The organism is Pseudomonas sp. SL4(2022), from assembly GCF_026625725.1.
Classification (GTDB): domain Bacteria; phylum Pseudomonadota; class Gammaproteobacteria; order Pseudomonadales; family Pseudomonadaceae; genus Aquipseudomonas.
This window is the reverse complement of the sequence record NZ_CP113060.1, coordinates 3,315,936-3,335,053: the sequence shown is the minus strand read 5'-3', so window position 1 is coordinate 3,335,053 and position 19,118 is coordinate 3,315,936. Positions and strand designations below refer to the sequence as shown.

General features: G+C 61.3%; 20 protein-coding genes and 3 tRNA genes. 2 read left to right on the top strand and 21 right to left on the bottom strand.

Annotated features, from left to right (window positions below):
• Positions 1-32 precede the first annotated feature (32 nt).
• Genes OU997_RS15770 through OU997_RS15750 form a run of 5 tightly spaced genes read right to left on the bottom strand, consistent with a single transcriptional unit; the run spans position 33 to position 3,906 of the window.
• Entirely contained in the window at positions 33-869 is an 837-nt protein-coding gene (locus OU997_RS15770; RefSeq protein ID WP_267807441.1) for a DUF2797 domain-containing protein, read from the bottom strand.
• The gene (locus tag OU997_RS15765; RefSeq protein WP_108486110.1) at positions 869-1,132 is read right to left on the bottom strand and encodes a YeaC family protein; all 264 of its coding nucleotides are present in this window, start codon (positions 1,130-1,132) and stop codon (positions 869-871) included. The genes OU997_RS15770 and OU997_RS15765 overlap by 1 nt, the downstream gene beginning before the upstream one ends.
• A gap of 46 nt (positions 1,133-1,178) precedes the next feature.
• Positions 1,179-2,048 (bottom strand): rhomboid family intramembrane serine protease, encoded by an 870-nt coding sequence (locus OU997_RS15760; protein ID WP_108486111.1) that lies wholly within the window; start codon positions 2,046-2,048, stop codon positions 1,179-1,181.
• A complete protein-coding gene (locus OU997_RS15755) occupies positions 2,045-3,019 on the bottom strand; it encodes a metallophosphoesterase (RefSeq protein ID WP_108486112.1) in 975 nt (324 codons plus the stop codon). Before OU997_RS15755 ends, OU997_RS15760 begins: the two co-directional genes overlap by 4 nt.
• Entirely contained in the window at positions 3,019-3,906 is an 888-nt protein-coding gene (locus tag OU997_RS15750; RefSeq protein WP_108486113.1) for an NAD(+) kinase, read from the bottom strand. Before OU997_RS15750 ends, OU997_RS15755 begins: the two co-directional genes overlap by 1 nt.
• Before the next feature lie 97 nt (positions 3,907-4,003).
• Between OU997_RS15750 and OU997_RS15745 the strand changes: the two genes are divergently transcribed.
• Positions 4,004-4,948, top strand: coding sequence for a DUF1853 family protein (locus OU997_RS15745; RefSeq protein ID WP_267809923.1), 945 nt, complete (start codon positions 4,004-4,006; stop codon positions 4,946-4,948).
• A gap of 1 nt (position 4,949) precedes the next feature.
• On the opposite strand, the gene OU997_RS15740 is transcribed toward OU997_RS15745, so the two are convergent.
• The 5 genes from OU997_RS15740 to OU997_RS15720 all read right to left on the bottom strand — a co-directional run bounded on the left by OU997_RS15740 (position 4,950) and on the right by OU997_RS15720 (position 11,201).
• Positions 4,950-6,059, bottom strand: coding sequence for a cyclic nucleotide-binding domain-containing protein (locus OU997_RS15740; protein WP_108486114.1), 1,110 nt, complete (start codon positions 6,057-6,059; stop codon positions 4,950-4,952).
• A gap of 27 nt (positions 6,060-6,086) precedes the next feature.
• Entirely contained in the window at positions 6,087-7,034 is a 948-nt protein-coding gene (locus OU997_RS15735) for a 1-aminocyclopropane-1-carboxylate deaminase/D-cysteine desulfhydrase (protein ID WP_267807437.1), read from the bottom strand.
• A 2-nt stretch (positions 7,035-7,036) separates the two neighbouring features.
• Complete coding sequence (locus tag OU997_RS15730; RefSeq protein WP_267807435.1) at positions 7,037-8,407, bottom strand: chromosome partitioning protein ParA; 1,371 nt, start codon at positions 8,405-8,407, stop codon at positions 7,037-7,039.
• 265 nt (positions 8,408-8,672) lie between these two features.
• Complete coding sequence (locus OU997_RS15725; RefSeq protein WP_108486135.1) at positions 8,673-9,041, bottom strand: polyketide cyclase; 369 nt, start codon at positions 9,039-9,041, stop codon at positions 8,673-8,675.
• 126 nt (positions 9,042-9,167) lie between these two features.
• Positions 9,168-11,201 carry an NADPH-dependent 2,4-dienoyl-CoA reductase gene (locus OU997_RS15720; RefSeq protein ID WP_267807433.1) on the bottom strand — a complete coding sequence of 678 codons (2,034 nt, stop codon included), beginning with the start codon at positions 11,199-11,201 and terminating at the stop codon, positions 9,168-9,170.
• Between the two features lie 220 nt (positions 11,202-11,421).
• On the opposite strand from OU997_RS15720, the gene OU997_RS15715 reads away from it, so the two are divergent.
• The gene (locus tag OU997_RS15715; protein ID WP_267807431.1) at positions 11,422-12,459 is read left to right on the top strand and encodes an AraC family transcriptional regulator; all 1,038 of its coding nucleotides are present in this window, start codon (positions 11,422-11,424) and stop codon (positions 12,457-12,459) included.
• A 285-nt stretch (positions 12,460-12,744) separates the two neighbouring features.
• Here OU997_RS15715 and OU997_RS15710 read toward each other — a convergent pair.
• The 11 genes from OU997_RS15710 to xcpS all read right to left on the bottom strand — a co-directional run bounded on the left by OU997_RS15710 (position 12,745) and on the right by xcpS (position 19,116).
• Positions 12,745-12,821 (bottom strand) — tRNA-Asp (locus OU997_RS15710).
• 98 nt (positions 12,822-12,919) lie between these two features.
• Positions 12,920-12,996, bottom strand: a tRNA-Asp gene (locus tag OU997_RS15705).
• A gap of 33 nt (positions 12,997-13,029) precedes the next feature.
• Positions 13,030-13,105: transfer RNA gene (locus OU997_RS15700), tRNA-Val, on the bottom strand.
• A 125-nt stretch (positions 13,106-13,230) separates the two neighbouring features.
• Entirely contained in the window at positions 13,231-13,752 is a 522-nt protein-coding gene (locus tag OU997_RS15695) for a type II secretion system protein M (protein ID WP_108486121.1), read from the bottom strand.
• Positions 13,749-14,885 (bottom strand): type II secretion system protein GspL, encoded by a 1,137-nt coding sequence (gene gspL / locus OU997_RS15690; protein ID WP_267807428.1) that lies wholly within the window; start codon positions 14,883-14,885, stop codon positions 13,749-13,751. The genes OU997_RS15695 and gspL overlap by 4 nt, the downstream gene beginning before the upstream one ends.
• The gene (gene gspK / locus OU997_RS15685) at positions 14,882-15,847 is read right to left on the bottom strand and encodes a type II secretion system minor pseudopilin GspK (RefSeq protein WP_267807426.1); all 966 of its coding nucleotides are present in this window, start codon (positions 15,845-15,847) and stop codon (positions 14,882-14,884) included. Before gspK ends, gspL begins: the two co-directional genes overlap by 4 nt.
• Positions 15,844-16,539 carry a type II secretion system minor pseudopilin GspJ gene (gspJ, locus tag OU997_RS15680; RefSeq protein ID WP_267807424.1) on the bottom strand — a complete coding sequence of 232 codons (696 nt, stop codon included), beginning with the start codon at positions 16,537-16,539 and terminating at the stop codon, positions 15,844-15,846. Before gspJ ends, gspK begins: the two co-directional genes overlap by 4 nt.
• On the bottom strand, positions 16,536-16,925 hold the full coding sequence (gene gspI, locus OU997_RS15675) for a type II secretion system minor pseudopilin GspI (RefSeq protein ID WP_267807422.1): 390 nt from the start codon (positions 16,923-16,925) through the stop codon (positions 16,536-16,538). The genes gspJ and gspI overlap by 4 nt, the downstream gene beginning before the upstream one ends.
• Entirely contained in the window at positions 16,922-17,464 is a 543-nt protein-coding gene (gene gspH / locus OU997_RS15670) for a type II secretion system minor pseudopilin GspH (RefSeq protein ID WP_090252280.1), read from the bottom strand. The genes gspI and gspH overlap by 4 nt, the downstream gene beginning before the upstream one ends.
• Before the next feature lie 5 nt (positions 17,465-17,469).
• Positions 17,470-17,895: a type II secretion system major pseudopilin GspG gene (gene gspG / locus OU997_RS15665; RefSeq protein WP_267807418.1), complete on the bottom strand. Its 426-nt coding sequence runs from the start codon at positions 17,893-17,895 to the stop codon at positions 17,470-17,472.
• Positions 17,896-17,898: 3 nt separating this feature from the next.
• A complete protein-coding gene (gene xcpS / locus OU997_RS15660) occupies positions 17,899-19,116 on the bottom strand; it encodes a GspF family T2SS innner membrane protein variant XcpS (protein ID WP_267807416.1) in 1,218 nt (405 codons plus the stop codon).
• Between the last annotated feature and the right edge of the window lie 2 nt (positions 19,117-19,118).

Genomic DNA, 19,118 nt, shown 5'->3' with positions numbered 1-19,118 from the left:
GCGCGCGGGCGCCGGGTTCGCGAATAAGTAACTCAGGCGGCCAGTTCGTGGACGGCCAGCTGGTAAGCGGTGTATTTGCGGATATTAATCACGCCGGTGTCGAACATCAGGTACTGGCCCTTGATGCCCAGTAAGGTACCTTCGGCCAGCGGATTCTTGTCCAGATTGAAGCTGGTGATCTTGGTCGGATAGGCCTCAATCGGATAACTGATCTGCACCACCGGCTGATCACTGAGCGGCTGAATGGCTTGAAGACCAAAGCGTTGTTGCAGCTCGGTGAGACCACTGGCGCAGGTGGCAAACAATTGCTCGCGCACAGCGTACAAATCCACCGGTTCGGCATCGCTTTTGAGCAACGCGCGCCAGTTGGTTTTGTCCGCCACCTGGCTGCGCAGCAAGTCTTCAACAAAGCCGGACTGCTGACGGGTGGCGACGCGCAAAATCGGCAGCGCTTGCATTGCGCCCTGGTCGATCCAGCGCGTGGGAATCTGCGTGGCGCGGGTGATGCCGACTTTGACGCCGCTGGAGTTGGCCAGGTAGACCACATGATCGGTCATGCAGAACTGCTCGCCCCAACTCGGCTCGCGGCAGGTGCCCGCCTCATAGTGGCAACGCTCCGGACTCATGATGCAGACGTCGCACTGCGCCAGCTTCTGCATACAGGGGTAGCAATAGCCCTGACTGAAGCTGCTCTTGGTCTTGCGTCCACAATGCGTGCAATGGATTGCGCCCAAATATTCCAGGCGCAGGGTCTTGCCGATCAGCGGGTTTACCGGCAGCAGGTCATCACCCAGACGAAAGCTGTATTGCACCGGCGCATCCAGCTGCGCCGCCATTTTGCTCAGGGCACCACGGGCCAACTCGCTCATCAGTGCAGGGTATCCGAGGACTTGAACAACAGATTGGGAATCGGCTCGGACTTGGAACTGCATTCCTGCGGGCCCATGTAACCAATGCGCTCTTCTTCCGGTAGGTTGTGGATTTCCCAGGCGATCAAGGCCTGCAAGGTCAGTTCCTTCTGTTCTTGGGTCAGCTTGCGGCCATCCGGCCATTTACCGATTTCCACAGCCAGTTTGAGGTTCTGATAAATCTCAGGGGTGATGTTTTCAATCGCTTCGAGAAAGGACGACATACGCGCCTCCAAATGCAAAGTGGCAGTTTACCAGCCTGTCACGCTACTACGCGTATCGCCGACGCGCCCAAAGACCGCCCAGCAGCCCGGTCAGACACCCGCTCAGCAAACCGCCGACGTGCGCCGCGTTGGCAATTGCACCGAATTGCAGCAACTCGAAGATGCCGGTCATGCAAATCAGCAGCCAGGCCAGCATCATCACCAATACGCCCGGCGGCAACCGATAGGCCGGCGTGGGCGCCAAGCGCTGGAAAATCCAGCAATGCCCAAGCAAGCCGTACAGCACCCCGGACAGACCACCAAACAGTGAGGGGCCAGCGTGCAGGTATTGGGCAAAATTGGCCGCAAGGCTAAACAGCAGCGTCAACCCCAGAAGCATCATGGCACCCTGACGCGCCTCGATCCGCCGACCCAGCTCCCAGTACCAGAGGCTGTTCATGGCCAGATGAAGAATACCGAAATGAATCAGCATCGGTGTCAGTAAGCGCCACCATTGGCTGCTAGCCAGGGTTTCATTCAGGTAAGCAAGATAGATATGGTCATCCTGAATGCGAAAATCGACAAAGCTAAACCAGCGAATTGTCGTGTAATTCTCACCTGTACCAGTGACAGCAAAGACTAAGAAGGTCAGTGCCAGCATCATGGCAGTCAACGGACTGCTTTTCAGCTGTTGGACAAAGCCCGGAGCGGCCTGCACAGAAGCCGGTGATGGCTCAAGCAATACCTCGGCATCACCCTGTGGGTAGCGCCCATAAAGCTCACGCACCTGCTCGGCCAACGGCTCTCCCTGCACCCAGAGCACCTGCTCGCCTGCCTCTTCCGCAACCCGGTGCGGCACCTGCAAGCGTTGCAACAAGGTAATAAAACCTGTCAGATCGACATCCTCAGGCAAACGCATTGCCGCAACAGCACTCATGGCCGCGCCTCCGGACTGTCGACATCGACCCAGACAAACTTGCTGGCCTCCAGGCGCTCTTCCTGGTCAAGCCGATAGGCCACCAGTTTGCCGTTCAAGACGGCGCTGTAATCCAGGCAGGCCAGGTTGCTGCGAATCGGTGCAGGCTTGCCGCTGCGCCAGTAATGGCCAACAAACAACAGTGGCTGATCGGCACCGTATTTAAGCAGTTCGGTTTTCTGCATCTCACTGAGCGGCATCTGCGCCGCCAGTTCCGGCAAGGCATCGGGCTGAAAGACGATATCGCCGTAGGTCTGCGGGTCTTCTTCCCAGAATTTGGTACGGAAATGCGCGCGGGTAAAACCGTCGTCGCTGGTCAGGGTCATGCCGTGTGGCAGGCGCATGTCGGTGCCGCGCAGCAGGCGATCCAGCGCGGTGTTGGCAAAGCTGCCGTATACAGCCGCCTGCTGCAGGAACTCTTCATCAATACAGCCATCGGCAAACTGCGCCCGCAGCGGCTCGATCAGGCTGTCGTCCCAACAGGCGTGGACCACCCGGAACCGTCCGGCATCAATAAACAGCGGCAACGCGTAGAACCAGTCGAGAAACGCCTGCCACTCAGCCGGGTAGGCGTCGAACTGCTCCAGGGTTTCCTTGATCAACCGCGCATGCCGCGGGTTGTGTTCGCGAACGAACTGCCGTCCACTGCCCGGCGCCGCCGGCGTGCTCCAAGCCAAGGCATTGAATTCGTGGTTACCCATGATGCACAGGGCCTGCCCGGCGCTGACCATGTCACGCACCAGATGCAGGGTTTCGCGGATCCGCGGACCACGGTCAACCAGATCACCGAGGAAGATCACCATGCGCTGCGGATGCCGCCAAACACCGGCCTGTAACCGGTAACCCAAGGTGCTCAGCAGGCGTTCCAGAGTTTTCGCGCAGCCGTGAATATCACCGATCAGGTCATAACCACGAGCAGGATCGAGGTGCATCAATCCCCTCCTCCAAGCCGGCTGCCCCAACCGAGTTTGTTGCGGCAGACCTCATAGTAGTTGTGGTCCAGCGGGTGAATCAGGCGCAGTTTCTGCGGCCGTTTGGCCACCGTGATGGTGTCTCCCGGCGCACAGGTGAAGTGGTTCTGCCCGTCACAGGAAACCAGCGGATAAATTTGCAGGTCCTTGGAGACGACGATTTTCAGCTCGCTGTTGGCATCCACCACAATCGGTCGGCTGGACAGGGTGTGCGGGTACATCGGCACGATGACGATGGCGTCCAGTTTGGGGTGCATGATCGGGCCACCGGCCGATAGCGCATAGGCAGTTGACCCGGTCGGCGTGGCGATAATCAGGCCATCAGCCTTCTGGCTGCAGACGAACTGACCGTCGATATACAGCTCGAACTCGATCATCTTGGTGGATTTGCCGGGGTGCAGCACCACATCATTCAGGGCGTCGCCCTGGCCGATGGCTTCGCCGCTGCGCCGCACCTCGGCTTCCAGCAGAAAGCGGTTTTCGGTCAGGTAATGCCCTTCCAGCACCTGAGCAACCTTCACCTCCAACTCATCGGGGCGAATATCGGTAAGAAAGCCCAGGCTGCCTCGGTTGATGCCCAACACCGGCACCTTATGTCGCGCCAGAGCGCGGGCAGCACCCAGCATGCTGCCGTCGCCGCCAACGACGATCACCAGGTCACAGACCTCCCCGAGAATCTTCCGCGAGGACGTCTGCAGACCATGCCCCGGCAGCACTTCAGCGATGGTGTCTTCAAGGATCACGTGCAGATGACGAGCGAGCAGAAATTTCTTCAGCCGGCGGATGGTGTCGAGAACCTGGGTGCTGCCCAGCCGACCGATGATGCCGATATTACGAAATTGCTCCATGGTGCTCCCGCCAGGCTCTGGATCTAGAGGGCCAGATTATGGGCGAAAGCCCATGGCAGCAGCAAACCGCCGTCCGGCTCTGCGCTATGCTCGCCACATGACGCCCTTTCCCTCACTCACCGACCTGCCCTCGCAATTGCGCCAGCCCGCCGTGCGTGACCTGGCCTGGGCGTTGCTTTCACCGCCCCTGCTGGAGCAGAGCGCCTGGCCACAGCGTTATCCTCTCAAGGCCAGCGCCTGGAGCCAGCAACCGGAGGCGCTGGCTGACTGGTTAATAAGCCTGGATGCCGACAGCCAGCCCCTGCAGCAATGGCTGAGCCAAAGCTCGGTACGCCGCCTGGGGCTTTACTACGAGCGCCTCTGGCAGTTTGCCCTGCATGCTGCACCGGGTATCGAAGTGCTGGCCGCCAACCTGCCCATCCGCCAGCAGGGTCACACCCTAGGTGAGTTGGATATGCTGCTGCGTGACGAGGAAGGTGTGCATCACCTCGAGCTGGCGATCAAACTGTACCTAGGCCAGCAACAGGCCAGCGGCAGCAACCTGGCCGACTGGCTCGGCCCTGGCAGCCACGACCGCCTGGATCTCAAGCTGGCACATTTGGGCCAGCACCAGTTGCCCCTTTCAGCCCGCCCCGAAGCCCAGCAGCGGCTGGCGGAACTGAATATTCGCTCGCCCAAGGCCGCATTGTGGTTAGGCGGTTACCTGTTCGCCCCCTGGCAGCAGTCGTACGCTGCCCCCCTGACCGGCAACCCCGCGCATCTACGTGGACGCTGGTTGCATCGCGCCGACTGGGCGCGTTTTGCCGCACAGCACGACGGCCACTGGCAGCCGCTGGCACGGCACGCCTGGCTGGCACCGGCACAGATCGAAGAAGGACAGCGGTGGTCGCGCGAGCAATTCAAGCAATGGTTGACGGCGCTGCCCGCAGACGCCAATGCGCAGCTGCTTGTACGTTTGGTCGAGGGCTCAGAGCACAGCTGGCAGGAAGCTGAGCGGGTATTTTTGGTCAACGATCACTGGCCGACGCAGCCGGCCAGCTAGTTCAGAGACTGCGTTCGGTACGCCCGCCCGAGCGCGCCAGATAACCCGAGCCGCTCTCGCACAGCAAGGCATCACGCTGCACCGCCGGCAGGGCATCCACTCCATCGCGCAGGGCATAGGCGCTGTACCCCAGTTGCGAAAGGAGAAACACGGCACTGCTACTGCGCTTACCGCTGTCGCAGTAGCACAGGTAGGTGCGCCGCTTATCGAGCAAACGGGCTTTCAGGCGCAGCAACTGCAGTGGCATGTTCAACGATTGCAGCGCATGGGCGCGCTCATATTCGTCCTGCAGGCGCACATCCAGCCATTGCGCCCCCGCCGCCAGCAAACGCGAAGCCTCCCCCAACGACACCTCATCGACCACCGGCGCCTTGAGTAGGGCGAAGAAGTCCTGACGATCCAGGCGCAGCACCACGCCATCGTCCAGCATGGTGACCGTGGCATTGCGCGGGCTGTCGGCCAACAAGGCCTCCTCACCAAAGCAGGCACCGATCTCCAGCTCAGCCAACACCTGCTGAGCGCTGCCTGCGCCGCGAATCACCTCAGCACGGCCATTTTTCAGGAAGTAACAGCTATCGCCCACATCCCCCTCTTGCAGCACGGTACTGCCGACCGGTAACTCGATGCGCTGCAGGCGCTCCAGCATCGCACGCACATTTGAGGGCGGCACCTTGGCAAACAATGGATTTTCCAGCATCCGCTCCAGCCACTCGACCTCTTCATGGTTCTGCCCCAGCTCCAGTAACAGGTCGTGATAGGCCAGACGCCAAGTCAGCAGTCGGTTGAGGGTTGCAGTATCCAATGCCAGCACACTGACATCCGTTATCGCACGCGCCTCGTGCAAACGCGGCAAACTTGGCGACAACGGGTGGCAACTGGCTTCACTGCCAGCCTGTAATCGCTGCTCCTGACCATCAACCGACTGCAGCAGCAACTCGCCCGCCAGCAGGTAGTAGGTCAAGCGCGCCTGATCCCCCGAGCGAAACAGCAACTGCCCCGCCAGCAATGGCTGCGGCACCAGCTGTGAACGCAGCTCGCGCCATTGCTGCTCGGACAGCACGTTGAGTGGCGTCAGGCTACGCAACTGTTCGGGATTGAGGGGTTCGCTCATGGAATATCCAGGCTCCGCTGGTGGAATTCAGTTTAGCCGCGTTACGCCTGTGTGCTTCGCCAACGCTGCCAAACGGCCTTGCAAGCCTCCGGTATGGACGAACACCAGGCGACTGCCGCGAGCAAAGTAACCGGCCTCGACCTGCCGGCGCAATGCCATTAACGCCTTGGCGGTATACAGCGGCTCCAGCGGAATACGGCTGGCGGCTTCAGTCGCCTGCATGAAATCCAGCAACGCGTCATCCACCTGCGCAAAGCCACCCCGACAAGCCTCATGCAGGTGATAGCGCCCTACCGGTCGCTCAGCCGCCTGCAGAATCGCCTGTACTTGCTGCTCGACGCCGTGATCGGCCGGCACAGCCAGAGCGCCATGCACAGGACGCTCGGTCGATTCACCCAGCAGCAAGCCAGCCAGGGTGGTGCCGGTTCCGGCCGCCAACCACCAGGCGTCATAGTCCGCCCACCCCAATACGGACAACTGCTCGCGCACTTGCTGCACCAGGCTCATGCAGCCCAAAGCGCCCGGCAGACCACCACCACCCTCCGGCAGCGCGTAGAAATGTGGATAGTGCGCCTGCCAGGGCAACCAGAAATCGGCGGCATGCCGAGCTCGATAACCGGCATAGCCCAACCAATGCAACTGCATACCAAATGCCTGTAGATCACTGACCGTTGGCGTTTGCTGCGGATGGCCGCGCAGCAGCCCGACCGTCTGAAAGGCAAAGCGCTTACCGGCGGCAGCCAATGCATGAAGATGATTGGAATGGGCACCACCCAGGCTGATGACACCCGCAGCCCTGCCATTCTGGGCGGCGGCCAAGTGCTGGGAGAGCTTGAACCACTTGTTACCGCTGATCAGCGGGTCCAGCAGGTCCAGACGCAACACCGCCAACTCAATCCCGGCCGCCTGAGCCCAATCCAGCGGCAACGGCTGCAAGGGCGCACAGGGCGCCCAGTCTGGCAGAAGGACAGACAAGGCTAACTGACAGTACGCAAACGGCTACTGGCCTTGTGCCGTGCACAGCAGCTGGATTCACCCTGGACAAACCGGCTGGGCGTATCGATACGGTCAATCGGGATGGCACAGCGTTCGCCACTGGGCAGCAATGACTCACAACTGGGTTGCTGATAGTGTGCCAGCCAATGCCGGTATTGCTGTTCACTGACAAAACACTTGGCCGCGGCATAGGCCAACGGATTGTCCTGATAGGTGGCAATATCCTGCAGTGGGATGGTCAGGTGCCCGGCCCCCGGGTGATAGACCACAAACACCACGCCGAGCTTGGCCAAACGCTCAAGAATCTGCTCGCCACCCTGGCTGGCCAGTTCCGTGTAAGCGCTCTTGAGCCGGTTGATCTCTTGTAACGCCTGGGTGTCCTGCTCGCTACGGTAGGCCAGCTCAACATCACGAATGGCAATCTGCTCTTTGTACTCGATCACGGCAGCAGCAATCTTGGCCTGCATCTCGCTCTCGAACTGGGCACGCAGGCTGTCAGTTTCACTGCGCCCATCACGTTCCAGCTCACGCAGTTGTGCGGTCATTTCCTCGCGGGACCGCTGGAAACTCACAGCCTGTGCGGCCAATTGGGCTTTCAGTGCCGCATTGTGCTCTTCCTGCAGGCGCAAGGCCTGATGCAAACCCTGAATCTGCGCCTGCAGGTTCTTGCTCTGCTCGTCACTGGCCAACTTGAACTTGGCCAATTCTTCTTCATGCTGCTGGGTCAGGCTGCTGATGCGCAGGCGTTGCTGCTTGATCAACTGCGCCGTTTTCAGGCGGTGCTCCTGGTCAAGCTTGTCACTCGCCCTGAGCGCATCTTCCTGCGCCAGATCGGGCGCATACCATTTGTCCTCGGAGGCCATCTGCAAGCGCTCGGGCGCAACGGCCGCAGGCAGTTCATCTTCCACCAGCAGACCCAGGCTGTTGCGCTTGACCACATCACGCAGCAACGCCAGATCATTGTTGCCGGGTACCAGGCTCGGGTCCCAGAGGTGCATCTGATGCCAGGACACCGGACACTGACTGCGGCACGCCAGACGAATCGGCCCAGCCCCCAGGTCCGGCCCGCGTCCTGCGCGCTCAGCCAGGTGCTGCAGAGGGATGTTCCAGCCAGAATCCGGCGCACCCTTCTCATCGAAATCCAGGTAGAAGAACACCAGTGACTTGATCAGCAAACGCGGGTTGATCAGCGCATAAGCCACACGCATCTGCTGGTCAGCAAACTCCGGCATGTTCACCACACCGTCGAGCAGCGCTTCGAACTCGGGGAAAAACATTTGCTTGCAGATGCCGCCGCGCTCACTGAAGAACAGTACGGCCTCGACCATCTGCGGCTTGCTCTGCATGCTCATTGGTTTTCCTCTAGGCCGAAACGGCACGATCCGCTCAGCTGTGACGCATCGTGCACATGCTGCGCAAAAATTGGCGCGCATAGCAAGACTGACAACATTCTGACGGGCCAAGCAAGACCTGCGGAGCAGACGCTGCACCCTTAGTTCAGGCAAGTCTAGGGGATAAACCAAGCCCAGCAATGTGACTGGGTTGGCAGTCACCCTGACAGCCAGCCGCTAAAAACCGACCGACAGGGCGAAACTGTGATGGATTTGGTGCAACGCGTCAGGCTTTGGCCGCCGCCAGAAAAGGAGCCAGGCGTCGGCCCATTTCATCACCCAAGGCCTGCAGGCCGCTCATGGGGCGAACCATTACTTCGAAATCGACAATCTTGCCGCTTTCATCAAAGCGAATCATGTCGATGCCTTTGAGCTCGCGCTCCCCCACCTTGGCGCTGAACTCCAGCACCACGTTGAGGCCATCAGCACTGGCCAGCTCGCGGTGGTAAGCAAAGTCGACAAACACCTTGCTCACCGTATTCAAAATCAGCGACACCACGGGTGCGCCGGCATAAGGCTTGTACGCCATGGGCGAGCGGAACACCGCCTGCGGGTGCAAGAGTTCAGGCAACGGACTCAAGTCATTGTTCTGCATCAGGGTGTGCCAGCGCGCCAGGGTGGCAGCGGCGGCCGGTTGCAGTTGAGCATTCTCAGTCACGGGCTTCTCCTTATTGTTGTGAGCCACATGCAAAAAGCCCCGCACAAGGCGGGGCGTCTGTTATCAGAGTTCGGCAGCGAGGCGCGAGCCCTGGTTGATTGCGCGCTTGGCATCCAGCTCGCTGGCGACATCGGCACCGCCAATCAGGTGCACGACCTGGCCGGCGTTTTCCAGGCCTTCCTGCAGTTCACGCAGCGGGTCCTGACCGGCGCAGACGATCACCGTATCCACCGGCAATACCTGCGGCTCGCCACCGGCGATGCTGATATGCAGGCCGGCGTCGTCGACCTTGAGGTACTCGACCGCGTTGAGCATCTGCACGTTCTTGTTCTTCAGGCCGGTGCGGTGAATCCAGCCAGTGGTTTTGCCCAAGCCGTCGCCGACCTTGGATTTTTTGCGCTGCAGCAGGAACACCTCACGCGCCGCCGGATGCGGATGGGCCTGCACGCCCGCCACACCACCGCGGGCTTCCAGGGCGGTGTCGATGCCCCACTCCTTCCAGAACTCGTCGCGGTTGAGGCTGGTCGCTTCGCCTTGATGAGTGATGAACTCGGAAACGTCGAAGCCAATGCCGCCCGCACCAATCACCGCCACTTTCTGGCCGACTGGCTTGCGCTGCAGAATGGCGTCCAGGTAGCTGATCACCTTGGGGTGCTCGATGCCCGGAATGGCTGGGGTGCGCGGCGCAATACCGGTGGCCAGAATGATTTCGTCGTAGCCACCCTTGGCCAGGTCATCGGCCGATACGCGGGTGTTCAGGCGCAGATCGACACCCGTGGTTTCCAGCTTGCGCTTGAAGTAGCGCAAGGTTTCAAAGAACTCTTCCTTGCCCGGCACACGCTTGGCCACGTTGAACTGGCCGCCAATCTCGCTGGCCGAATCGAACAGGGTCACGCTGTGGCCACGCTCGGCAGCAACCGTGGCCGCGGACAACCCGGCAGGGCCAGCGCCGACCACGGCGATTTTTTTCACCGTGGTGGTCGGGATGTAGTTCAGCTCGGTCTCATGGCAGGCGCGCGGGTTGACCAGGCAGCTGGTCAGCTTGCCGCCGAAGGTGTGGTCCAGACAGGCCTGGTTACAGCCGATGCAGGTGTTGATCTCATCACTGCGACCGGCAGCGGCCTTGTTGACAAAGTCCGGGTCGGCGAGGAATGGGCGCGCCATTGAGACCATGTCAGCGTCGCCTTCAGCCAGCACCTGCTCAGCCACTTCCGGGGTGTTGATGCGGTTGGTGGTGATCAGCGGAATGCCGACCTCGCCGCGCAGCTTGGCGGTAACCTTGGTGAAGGCCGCACGCGGTACCTTGGTGGCGATGGTCGGGATACGCGCTTCGTGCCAGCCAATACCGGTGTTGATCAGGGTCGCGCCGGCTTTTTCGATGGCTTTGGCCAACAGGACGATCTCGTCCCAGGTGCTGCCGCCTTCCACCAGATCCAGCATCGACAGGCGATAGATGATGATGAAGTTAGGGCCAACGGCCTCACGCACGCGGCGGACGATCTCCACCGGCAAGCGCATGCGGTTTTCGTAGCTACCACCCCAACGGTCGGTACGGTGGTTGGTATGAGCAGCGAGGAACTGGTTAATGAAATAACCTTCCGAACCCATGATCTCCACACCGTCGTACTCGGCCTGCTGGGCCAACACGGAGCAGTTGATGAAATCCAGAATCTGCTTCTCGATGCCCTCCTCGTCCAGCTCTTTGGGCTTAAACGGGTTGATCGGCGCCTGAATCGCGCTCGGCGCGACCGATTTCGGGCTGTAGGCATAACGGCCAGCGTGGAGAATCTGCATGCAGATCTTGCCATCGGCTTCGTGCACGGCGCGGGTCACGATCTTGTGCTTTTCCGCCTCTTCCGGAGTGGTCAGTTTAGCTGCGCCGGAATACACGCCGCCCTCATCATTCGGGCCGATACCACCCGTCACCATCAGGCCAACACCGCCACGGGCGCGCTCGGCGAAGTAGGCCGCCATGCGCTCAAAACCATTCGGCTTTTCTTCCAGCCCGGTGTGCATCGAACCCATCAGGGTACGGTTCTTCAGCGTGGTAAAGCCCAGATCGAGCGGGGCCAGCAGGTGGGGGTACTGAGCAGTCATGAAAATCTCCACATCGGGTGTTGGCTGTTCACGGAAATGCCGCAGCCTCTTGCTGGGTGCGGTCGATAGGGTCTAGACGATAATCAGCCGGGGCGGACGTCTCAATGACTAAAAATAACAACTTATTGATCATAAATAGCAGTGCAACTTGGCAAAGCCCTGGCACTTACCTACCCTGACGCCATCGCACCACCTGAGCAAAACAAGGCAGAACCGGGCAATGAAAAGCACACGGGTCAAACTGGGCGATCTTTCCGTCGGCTTTGTCGATAGCCTGGCCGATGCCATGCGCCATTGCGCCCAGGATCCACAACCGCTGCTCGACAGTTATGGCCTGGATGCCGCGCGCCTGGCCGAACCGCGCGCGCGGCTGTCGATCCCGCGTTATATGCGCCTGGGCCATAGCGCCATCCAGCAATGCGGCGAACCCGGCCTTGGCCTGCTGATGGGGCAAACCAGCCGCCTGAGCCAACTGGGCCTGGCTGGCGTGACGGCGATGCAGGCACCGACCGTGCGGGAAGCGGCGCGCGCGCTGATTCGCTTTGAGCCGCTGTATGCCAGCAACTACCGTGGCCAATCCAGTCTGCATGAAGACGCTCAGGGCGCCTGGCTGCGCTTCTATTCGATCAGCCCGTACAACGCCTACAACCGCTTCGTGGTCGACTCGGTGCTGGCCAGCTGGACGCAACAGCTCAGCAAGCTGGCGCAGCAGACGCTGCCCGTGGAGAAAGTGCAGATTGAATTTCCCGCGCCCGTTTATGCTGCGCAGTACAGCGAATTGTTTGCCTGCCCAATAGAGTTTGCCAGTGAGCACAACCAGCTGCGCCTGAGCCAGCAGAGCCTGAACTTACGGAACCCCGAACACTGTCCGAGCACCTGGCGGCACTTGCTAGAAATCTGTGAACGGGAACTGACGCAGTTGACCCGCACCCGCAACTTGCACGAGCGCATTACTCAGTTGCTCGGCCCGCTGCTGCACGGCCGCGAACCGGACCTCGCCGAAGTAGCGGCGCGCTTACAGCTACCGACCTGGACCCTGCGGCGCAAGCTGGCCGAGGAAGGCACGCAGTTTCGCAGCATCCTCAACGACACCCGCCGCGACCTGGCCATGGCCTATATCCGTGACACCGAACTGGCCTTCGGCGAAATCGCCTACCTGCTTGGTTTTGCCTCCGCCGAAGCCTTCCAACGCGCGTTCAAACGCTGGAATCAGCAAACCCCAGGCGAATATCGCCGCGAGCAGCGCCGAGCGCTCTAACAGCACTAAAAGGATCAGAGTTCGGTGGCGTCTTCGTCACGCTCCGGCACATCCAGCTCGGTGGCGCGCGCTTCCAGCAGCTCTTCTTGATAATCATCCATTGCCTGTTCCTCCCACTCGATATGTCAGCAATCACTCATTGCACAAACAAAGAGCATGCCAATCAAGCTAGAGCAGGCAGATGAATGCAAGATGACAGGTTGTCGCGTGGCGTCCCTTCAACTGAAACCACGGAAAACAGGCAATAAAAAACCCGCTGATATCGCTATCAGCGGGCTTCCTATATGGCGCAGCGGACGGGACTCGAACCCGCGACCCCCGGCGTGACAGGCCGGTATTCTAACCGACTGAACTACCGCTGCATGTCGGTGGACTTACGTCCGTAGAACTCTTGCTTCGTCTGATGCATCAGCCCTGAGGCTTCTTCATCTCAACCTGAGCTAACCCAGGCTGGAAAATATGGCGCAGCGGACGGGACTCGAACCCGCGACCCCCGGCGTGACAGGCCGGTATTCTAACCGACTGAACTACCGCTGCGCGTCGGTGGACTTTCGTCCGGTTTCACAAGAGTGGTGGGTGATGACGGGATCGAACCGCCGACCCTCTGCTTGTAAGGCAGATGCTCTCCCAGCTGAGCTAATCACCCGCTGCTTGCGAGGCGCGAAATTTACGCAAGGGCCGCACCTAAGTCAACACCCTGCTTCAAGTTTTTCTAAAAAAGTACAAAAAACGCTGCCCTTGCCAGGTGCTATCACAGGGCACGGCGCACCCTTATTGCGCCACCCGCAGACTGAGCCGAGCAGCCACCTTATTGTCTTCGGCGCGATCCAGCCCGGCTTCGGCGATTTGCACACCCTGCTCCTGCAGCACCGTGAACCAACGCAGCAACTGGGCAAAAGGCGCGGGTTGCAGGTTGAGCTGCACGGCGCCGTCGCCAGAGTTGTCCAGGCGTTCGATGGTCAGACCCTGGGTCGCAGCCGTGGCCGTGACCAAGCCTTGCAGCCGCTCCGGATCAATCGCCTGTTGCGGAGTGCTGACCAGATTGCGCGCCGCTGGTGCCTGACTATGCAGGTAGGCATTCAATTCACGCTGTGTTTCAAACGCACTGCGCGCTGCGACCAGGCGCTCCTGAGCCGGTTGCCAGAGCGTTAGATAAAGCAGCAACAGCAGCAGAAACGCGCCCAAGCTGCCAAGCGCGAACTGCTCACGTGGCGCCAATGCCCGCCAGCGTTGCAGCAACAGCGAATTATCCAGCTGCGCGGTAAAGCCTTTACCTTGCGAAACCATACTCATCCTCCGATCACCACGCGTGCGCTGACGCCTGCACCTTCACGGCTGGCGGAACCCAGTTGCACCGCCAGACCACTTTCCTGCAAACGTTCACGCAGACGTTCCAGTTCGGCAAAGCCGGCGGCCTGCACCTGCATGGCCAAATCGCCGCGCACCTCGCTGAAATCCACCTGACTGATCTGCACCTGCCCGCCATCGGCAGCCAGCGCGCCGCTGACCTGAGCCAGCAAGCCGAGCAAGCGGGTTTGTCCACTGCCCGCACCGACCTGCAGATGCTGATCAAACTGCGCACGCAGATTGACCAGCTTGCTGTCCTGCGGGAACAGCTCCTTGTACAACGCGGCGCTGGCGGCGGCGTATTCATCGGCCTGCCGCTGCAGGTGCCAGCCCTGCGCCAGATTGAGGCCCCACTGCAGCACCAACCACATACCCACCAACCCCAACAGTGGCCGCCAGCGTTGCCACTGGCCGTTGCTGCTTTGCACGGCGAACTCGCCCTGCGCCAGGTTGTTGCGCAGCGGCTGCTGAGCCAGCCAGACAAAGGGATCGGCAACCGACATCCGCTCATCCACAGGCTGCGGCACCGAATGCTGCGCATCACACCAGGCCACCTGCGGTTGCACACACAGGGGGCTCAGCTGCGGCCAGTCCTGCGCCTGCAGCGCCATCCGCGTAACATTCTCACCGCCCAGCAACCAGCGACCATGCAGCGACAAGAGCGCAGAACCCGGCCCTGGCAACAGATCGGCATCCACGGCAATCGCCTGCGGCGCTGTGGGGCACAATGCCAACCAACCGGCCAGCCAGCTGCGGCGTACGGCAAATACGCGATGGCGACCATCAGCCAGTTGCTCACCCAACGCCAGGTGCATCAGCTCGACTTCTTCGGCGAGCAGCTCCTCCACCGCAAACGGCAGCGCCTGGCGTAACCAACGGGCTTTGCGCGTCGGCAGAGTGACTGCGCAGGCCGTTACCGCCTCAACGGGCAGCACCAAGGTCCAGCTGGCGCCAAGCTGCGTCTGCGCATCACCAAACGCCAGGGTTTCGCTGACCCCGTCGGCCACCCACTGCACGGGTAGATCAGCCTGCGCGCCAGCACAGGCGGCGGGCGGCAGAAATACATAGGTCTGACTCATGGTTGCACTTCCTCGACAAGCACTGGCGCCATTGCACCCTGCCCCAAATCACGGGCTAGAACATAAACACGACCATCATTGGCGCGCTGCACGGTGCTGCGCAGAATCTGCCGGCGCTCGCCAACCGTGACCTCACTCACCACCTGAAAATATTGACTACCCACTGCCAGACCCTGGCTTTGCACCTGCAGGCCGCCGAGCTGAGCGGTAAAGCTCGGTACATCACGATAACCCTCACGGCCTCGCGCGGCGACCAACCCTTGCGCCGTGCTCAGCGGCAGACCTTCAGCCAGGCTGGCCAGCACTCGTGCGCTGGCGGTGTTGACGTTGAGGGTGGCATCCGCCGGTAAAGCGCTGACATAAGGCAACAGGCGTTGGTAATCCGCCTCGTTCATGTCCAGCAGCAGGCGCAGCTCGGACACATCGGCCAGCTCGCGGTTAGCCGCGCGATAAGGCGGCAGCGCCAGCAGATACTGGTTATCTTCGGCACCGTAACCACCGCGGGGCTGGTCATCGGCATCCAACCAGTCGAGCAGGCGTTCGGCGTAAGGCGTGTCGATCTGCAATCCGAGTAGCAGGCGGCGCAGTTGCCCGAGTGCAGCCTCGTTAGGCTGCCCCTGGCGCAGCAGGCTGTTGAGGTTGAAACGCCCCGTTGGGTCATTGATCTGCACCTGCAGTGTGCCCCCCTCATCCAGGCTGAACGGTGCCTGCGGCTTGGCCCAGATCTCGGCAAGATGATCAATCGGGGCACGTGGATCGCCCTGACGCAGGTCACGCTGCAGGATAGCTTTGGCCAGGGTTTCGCCGCCCAGGGCGTAATGCCAGGCCTGGCGGACGTGCAGCTGGTTAGCGCTGCTGCGGATCGACAATTGCTGGCGGGCGATAATCCCGGCGCTGACCACTGTGACCACCGCCACCACCAGCAAGACGGTGATCAGCGCCATGCCGCGCTGCCGACTCATGAGCGCGGCTCCTCGGGAATATCGCCACCGGGTTCGGCGGGCTCGTCAGGGTTCGGCTCGGGTGCTTGCTGCAGACGCTCTGGCAAACCTTCAGGCAGGCGCAGCACACGGCGCAGATCGCCATAACGGCGATGCTGCAACACCAGCTCAATGGCTTGAGGCAGAACTTTGAGCGCTTCGTCGGGGTTCTTTTCCAACGGCGGCCAACGGGTCTGCCAGGTGCCCTCCTGATCCAGATAGCGCAATTGCACCCGGGTCACCCCATCCAGCGCCTGCTGCACCTGCGGCTGGCTGTCCTGCGCTTGATCCAGCACCGTCCAGTACTGACGCTGCCACTGCTCGCCACTGAGTTGCCAGCGCACCCGCTGCAGACCGGAGCGCGACTGCCCCAAGGGATTGCGCCAGCCACTACGGGTCAGCTCCAGGGCTGGGTTATCGAGGTCTTCACCGAGCAAGGCGGCGCGTGGATCACCAAAGGGATCACGCGAGGGCCTGGCCTGCACCTGCAGCACATCACGCTCGAATGCGGCCATGGCGCGCACCAGCTCGCGCAATTGCAGTTCATGGGCGCGGGTGACCTTGTCGGTTTGCAATACGCTGTCGAGCATGCGGTAAGTACCCAGCCCCAGCAGGGCGAAAATGGCGATGGCAATGAGTAGTTCAAGCAGAGTGAAGCCACGCATTGTCCTCATGGCGTCACCCCCAGAAAACCATTCAGGCTGACCACCGAACGCTCGCGCACATCGCCGCCCGAACGCCCCTGTTCGGCGGGCGCAACCCACAGTGTGACGCGGCGCATATCCGCCTCGCTGGTGGCCTGCACCTCGCTTTGCCACTGCCAGCGCCGCCCGGCGAAGTCCACCTCACCCTCGTCGCGGCCATCAGCAACCGGGGTCTTCGACAACTGCAACTCCGCCAGCTGGTTGTCGGCGATCCACATGGCCAGGGTCTTTTCTTCCAACCGCGAGGCGGTTTGCAGGCTGCGCGCGCTAGCGGTCAATACGCTGGCGGCGACCAGGGCGAAAATTGCCAAAGCAACCAGCACCTCCAGCAGGGTAAAGCCGCCCACGCGCCTCATCGTTTGCGCCCTGCCGGCTGCTCGCTCTCAACCTTGGGCAATTGGAAACCATCGCTAACCAATTGCAGGCGCAGTCCATCGGCGCGGCGCTCGGCCAGGCGCAAACGAAACGGGCTGATTTCCCCGCTCGACAGCAACAACAACTGCGGCGTCAGTGCGCCTTTGCTGGGTTCTTCACCCTCTGGCAGCGGCAACTCCAGCGCCGCGCCTTCCAGCTCGACACTCAGCTCGGCCCAGCCCGGCAGCTTATGGGGCTTGGCCGACAAGGCCTGCCAACTCTGTTTCGCTGAGTCATAACGCAGCACTTGATAGGCCTCGCGACTGAGCAGCAGGCCGTATTCCTGGTTGTCCAGCACCGCTTCCTCGGCCAGCACACCAATCAATCCGGCCAACCGTTCAGCTTCGTTATGCAACTCGCGTCCAGGGCCGGCGATACCCACACTGAGCACGGCAATACCGATCAGGCTGCCAAGAATCACCAGCACCACCAGCAGTTCGATCAGGGTAAAGCCCCCAGCCTGGCTCGGTTGCTGGCGCATGAAGATCAGAGGTCCCAGTTACCGATATCGGTATCCTGATCACTGCCGCCCTCCTTGCCGTCGGCGCCCAGGGAATACAGGTCGAAAGCCCCCTTGGTGCCCGGTGCCAGGTATTGGTAGACGTTGCCCCATGGATCGACCGGCAAGCGCTTGAGGTAACCGTCGCGGTTCCAGTTTTTCGGCTGCGGGTTGCCAGAAGGTTTCTTCACCAGCGCTTCCAGGCCCTGCTGGGTACTCGGGTAGGCATGGTTATCCAGCTTGTACATATCCAGCGCGGCCGCTACAGCCTTGATATCGCCCTTGGCCACGGTGACCTTGGCTTGATCGGGCCGGCTCATGACCTGCGGCACCACCAGCGCGGCGAGGATGCCGAGAATGACCACCACCACCATGATTTCGATCAGCGTGAAACCCTTTTGACGCTTATTCACTGTTTACCCCACCAACTGATTGAGAGACAGAATCGGCAGCAGAATGGCCAGTACGATCACCAGCACCACCGCCCCCATAAAGACCAGCATAAAGGGCTCGAACAGCCCCACCAGCAGCGCCACTTGGGCACCCAGATCGTTTTCCTGATTGCGCGCCGTGCGTGCCAGCATCTGGTCGAGTTCACCCGAGCGTTCGCCGCTGGCAATCATGTGCAGCATCATCGGCGGAAACTGGCCGCTGGCCTCCAGGGCGCGGGTCAGGCTGCCGCCCTCGCGCACCTTTTGTGCGGCAATCACCACCTCAGCGCGAATCACCCGGTTGGCGATCACCTGCGCGCCGATGCCCAGCGCTTCCACCAGCGGCACACCGCTGCGGGTCAGAATCGCCAAGGTTGAGGCGAAGCGTGCGCAGTCGGTGGCGCGAATCAAGCGGCCCACCAGCGGGATGCGTAGCAAGAAGCCATGCCAACGCGCTTTGACCGCATCATCACGCAGCGCCCAGCGCAGGGCGAACACGCCCAAGATGGCGAGAATCACCGCCAGCCAGCCCCAACCTTTGACCCAATCGCTGAGGGTGATCAGGCCGCGCGTCAGCGCCGGCAGGGTTTGCCCGGAATCGACAAACACCCGCACCACGTCCGGCACCACATAGCCAAGCAGGAAGCCGACGATCAGCAGCGAGGCGCACATCAGAATCAGCGGATAGAGCAGTGCCAACTGGATTTTCTGCCGTGACTGCTGGCGTTGTTCGGTGTAGTCGGCCAGTTGCTCCAACACCGGGCCGAGATGGCCGGCATGCTCACCCGCCGCCACCGTGGCGCGGTACAGCTCGGGAAAGGCCGAGGGAAATTCTTTCAGGCTGCTGGCCAGGTCATGGCCTTCCAGCACGCGGGCACGCACGGCCAGCAGCATGCTTTGAATACGTGGCGCAGTGGCTTGTGCGGCGGCCGCACGCAGGGCTTCCTCAATCGGCAAAGCGGCTTGTACCAGGGTGGCCAACTGGCGGGTGATCAGCGCCAAATCGCGCGCCGAAATGCCCCGGTTAAAACTGAAGTGCGAGCCCGCCCCGGCATTTTCCCGCGTGCGCGTGGCTTTGACGTCCAGCGGGGCTAGCTGCCGCTCACGCAGTATCTGCCGTACTTGGCGCGCGCTGTCGGCTTCCAGCACGCCTTTTTGCTGGCGGCCTTTGCTGTCGAGGGCGAGGTATTCGAAGGCGGCCACGC

Bases quoted from the DNA above. Each gene is read 5' to 3' on its own strand.
- OU997_RS15740 (WP_108486114.1), bottom strand. From the start codon at position 6,059: ATGAGCGAACCCCTCAATCCCGAACAGTTGCGTAGCCTGACGCCACTC.
- OU997_RS15730 (WP_267807435.1), bottom strand. From the start codon at position 8,407: ATGAGCATGCAGAGCAAGCCGCAGATGGTCGAGGCCGTACTGTTCTTC.
- OU997_RS15750 (WP_108486113.1), bottom strand. From the start codon at position 3,906: ATGGAGCAATTTCGTAATATCGGCATCATCGGTCGGCTGGGCAGCACC.
- OU997_RS15720 (WP_267807433.1), bottom strand. From the start codon at position 11,201: ATGACTGCTCAGTACCCCCACCTGCTGGCCCCGCTCGATCTGGGCTTT.
- gspL (WP_267807428.1), bottom strand. From the start codon at position 14,885: ATGAGTCAGACCTATGTATTTCTGCCGCCCGCCGCCTGTGCTGGCGCG.
- gspJ (WP_267807424.1), bottom strand. From the start codon at position 16,539: ATGAGGACAATGCGTGGCTTCACTCTGCTTGAACTACTCATTGCCATC.
- OU997_RS15755 (WP_108486112.1), bottom strand. From the start codon at position 3,019: ATGCACCTCGATCCTGCTCGTGGTTATGACCTGATCGGTGATATTCAC.
- gspK (WP_267807426.1), bottom strand. From the start codon at position 15,847: ATGAGTCGGCAGCGCGGCATGGCGCTGATCACCGTCTTGCTGGTGGTG.
- OU997_RS15760 (WP_108486111.1), bottom strand. From the start codon at position 2,048: ATGAGTGCTGTTGCGGCAATGCGTTTGCCTGAGGATGTCGATCTGACA.
- OU997_RS15770 (WP_267807441.1), bottom strand. From the start codon at position 869: ATGAGCGAGTTGGCCCGTGGTGCCCTGAGCAAAATGGCGGCGCAGCTG.
- OU997_RS15695 (WP_108486121.1), bottom strand. From the start codon at position 13,752: ATGAGTATGGTTTCGCAAGGTAAAGGCTTTACCGCGCAGCTGGATAAT.
- OU997_RS15725 (WP_108486135.1), bottom strand. From the start codon at position 9,041: ATGCAGAACAATGACTTGAGTCCGTTGCCTGAACTCTTGCACCCGCAG.
- gspI (WP_267807422.1), bottom strand. From the start codon at position 16,925: ATGAGGCGCGTGGGCGGCTTTACCCTGCTGGAGGTGCTGGTTGCTTTG.
- gspH (WP_090252280.1), bottom strand. From the start codon at position 17,464: ATGCGCCAGCAACCGAGCCAGGCTGGGGGCTTTACCCTGATCGAACTG.
- OU997_RS15745 (WP_267809923.1), top strand. From the start codon at position 4,004: ATGACGCCCTTTCCCTCACTCACCGACCTGCCCTCGCAATTGCGCCAG.
- OU997_RS15715 (WP_267807431.1), top strand. From the start codon at position 11,422: ATGAAAAGCACACGGGTCAAACTGGGCGATCTTTCCGTCGGCTTTGTC.
- OU997_RS15765 (WP_108486110.1), bottom strand. From the start codon at position 1,132: ATGTCGTCCTTTCTCGAAGCGATTGAAAACATCACCCCTGAGATTTAT.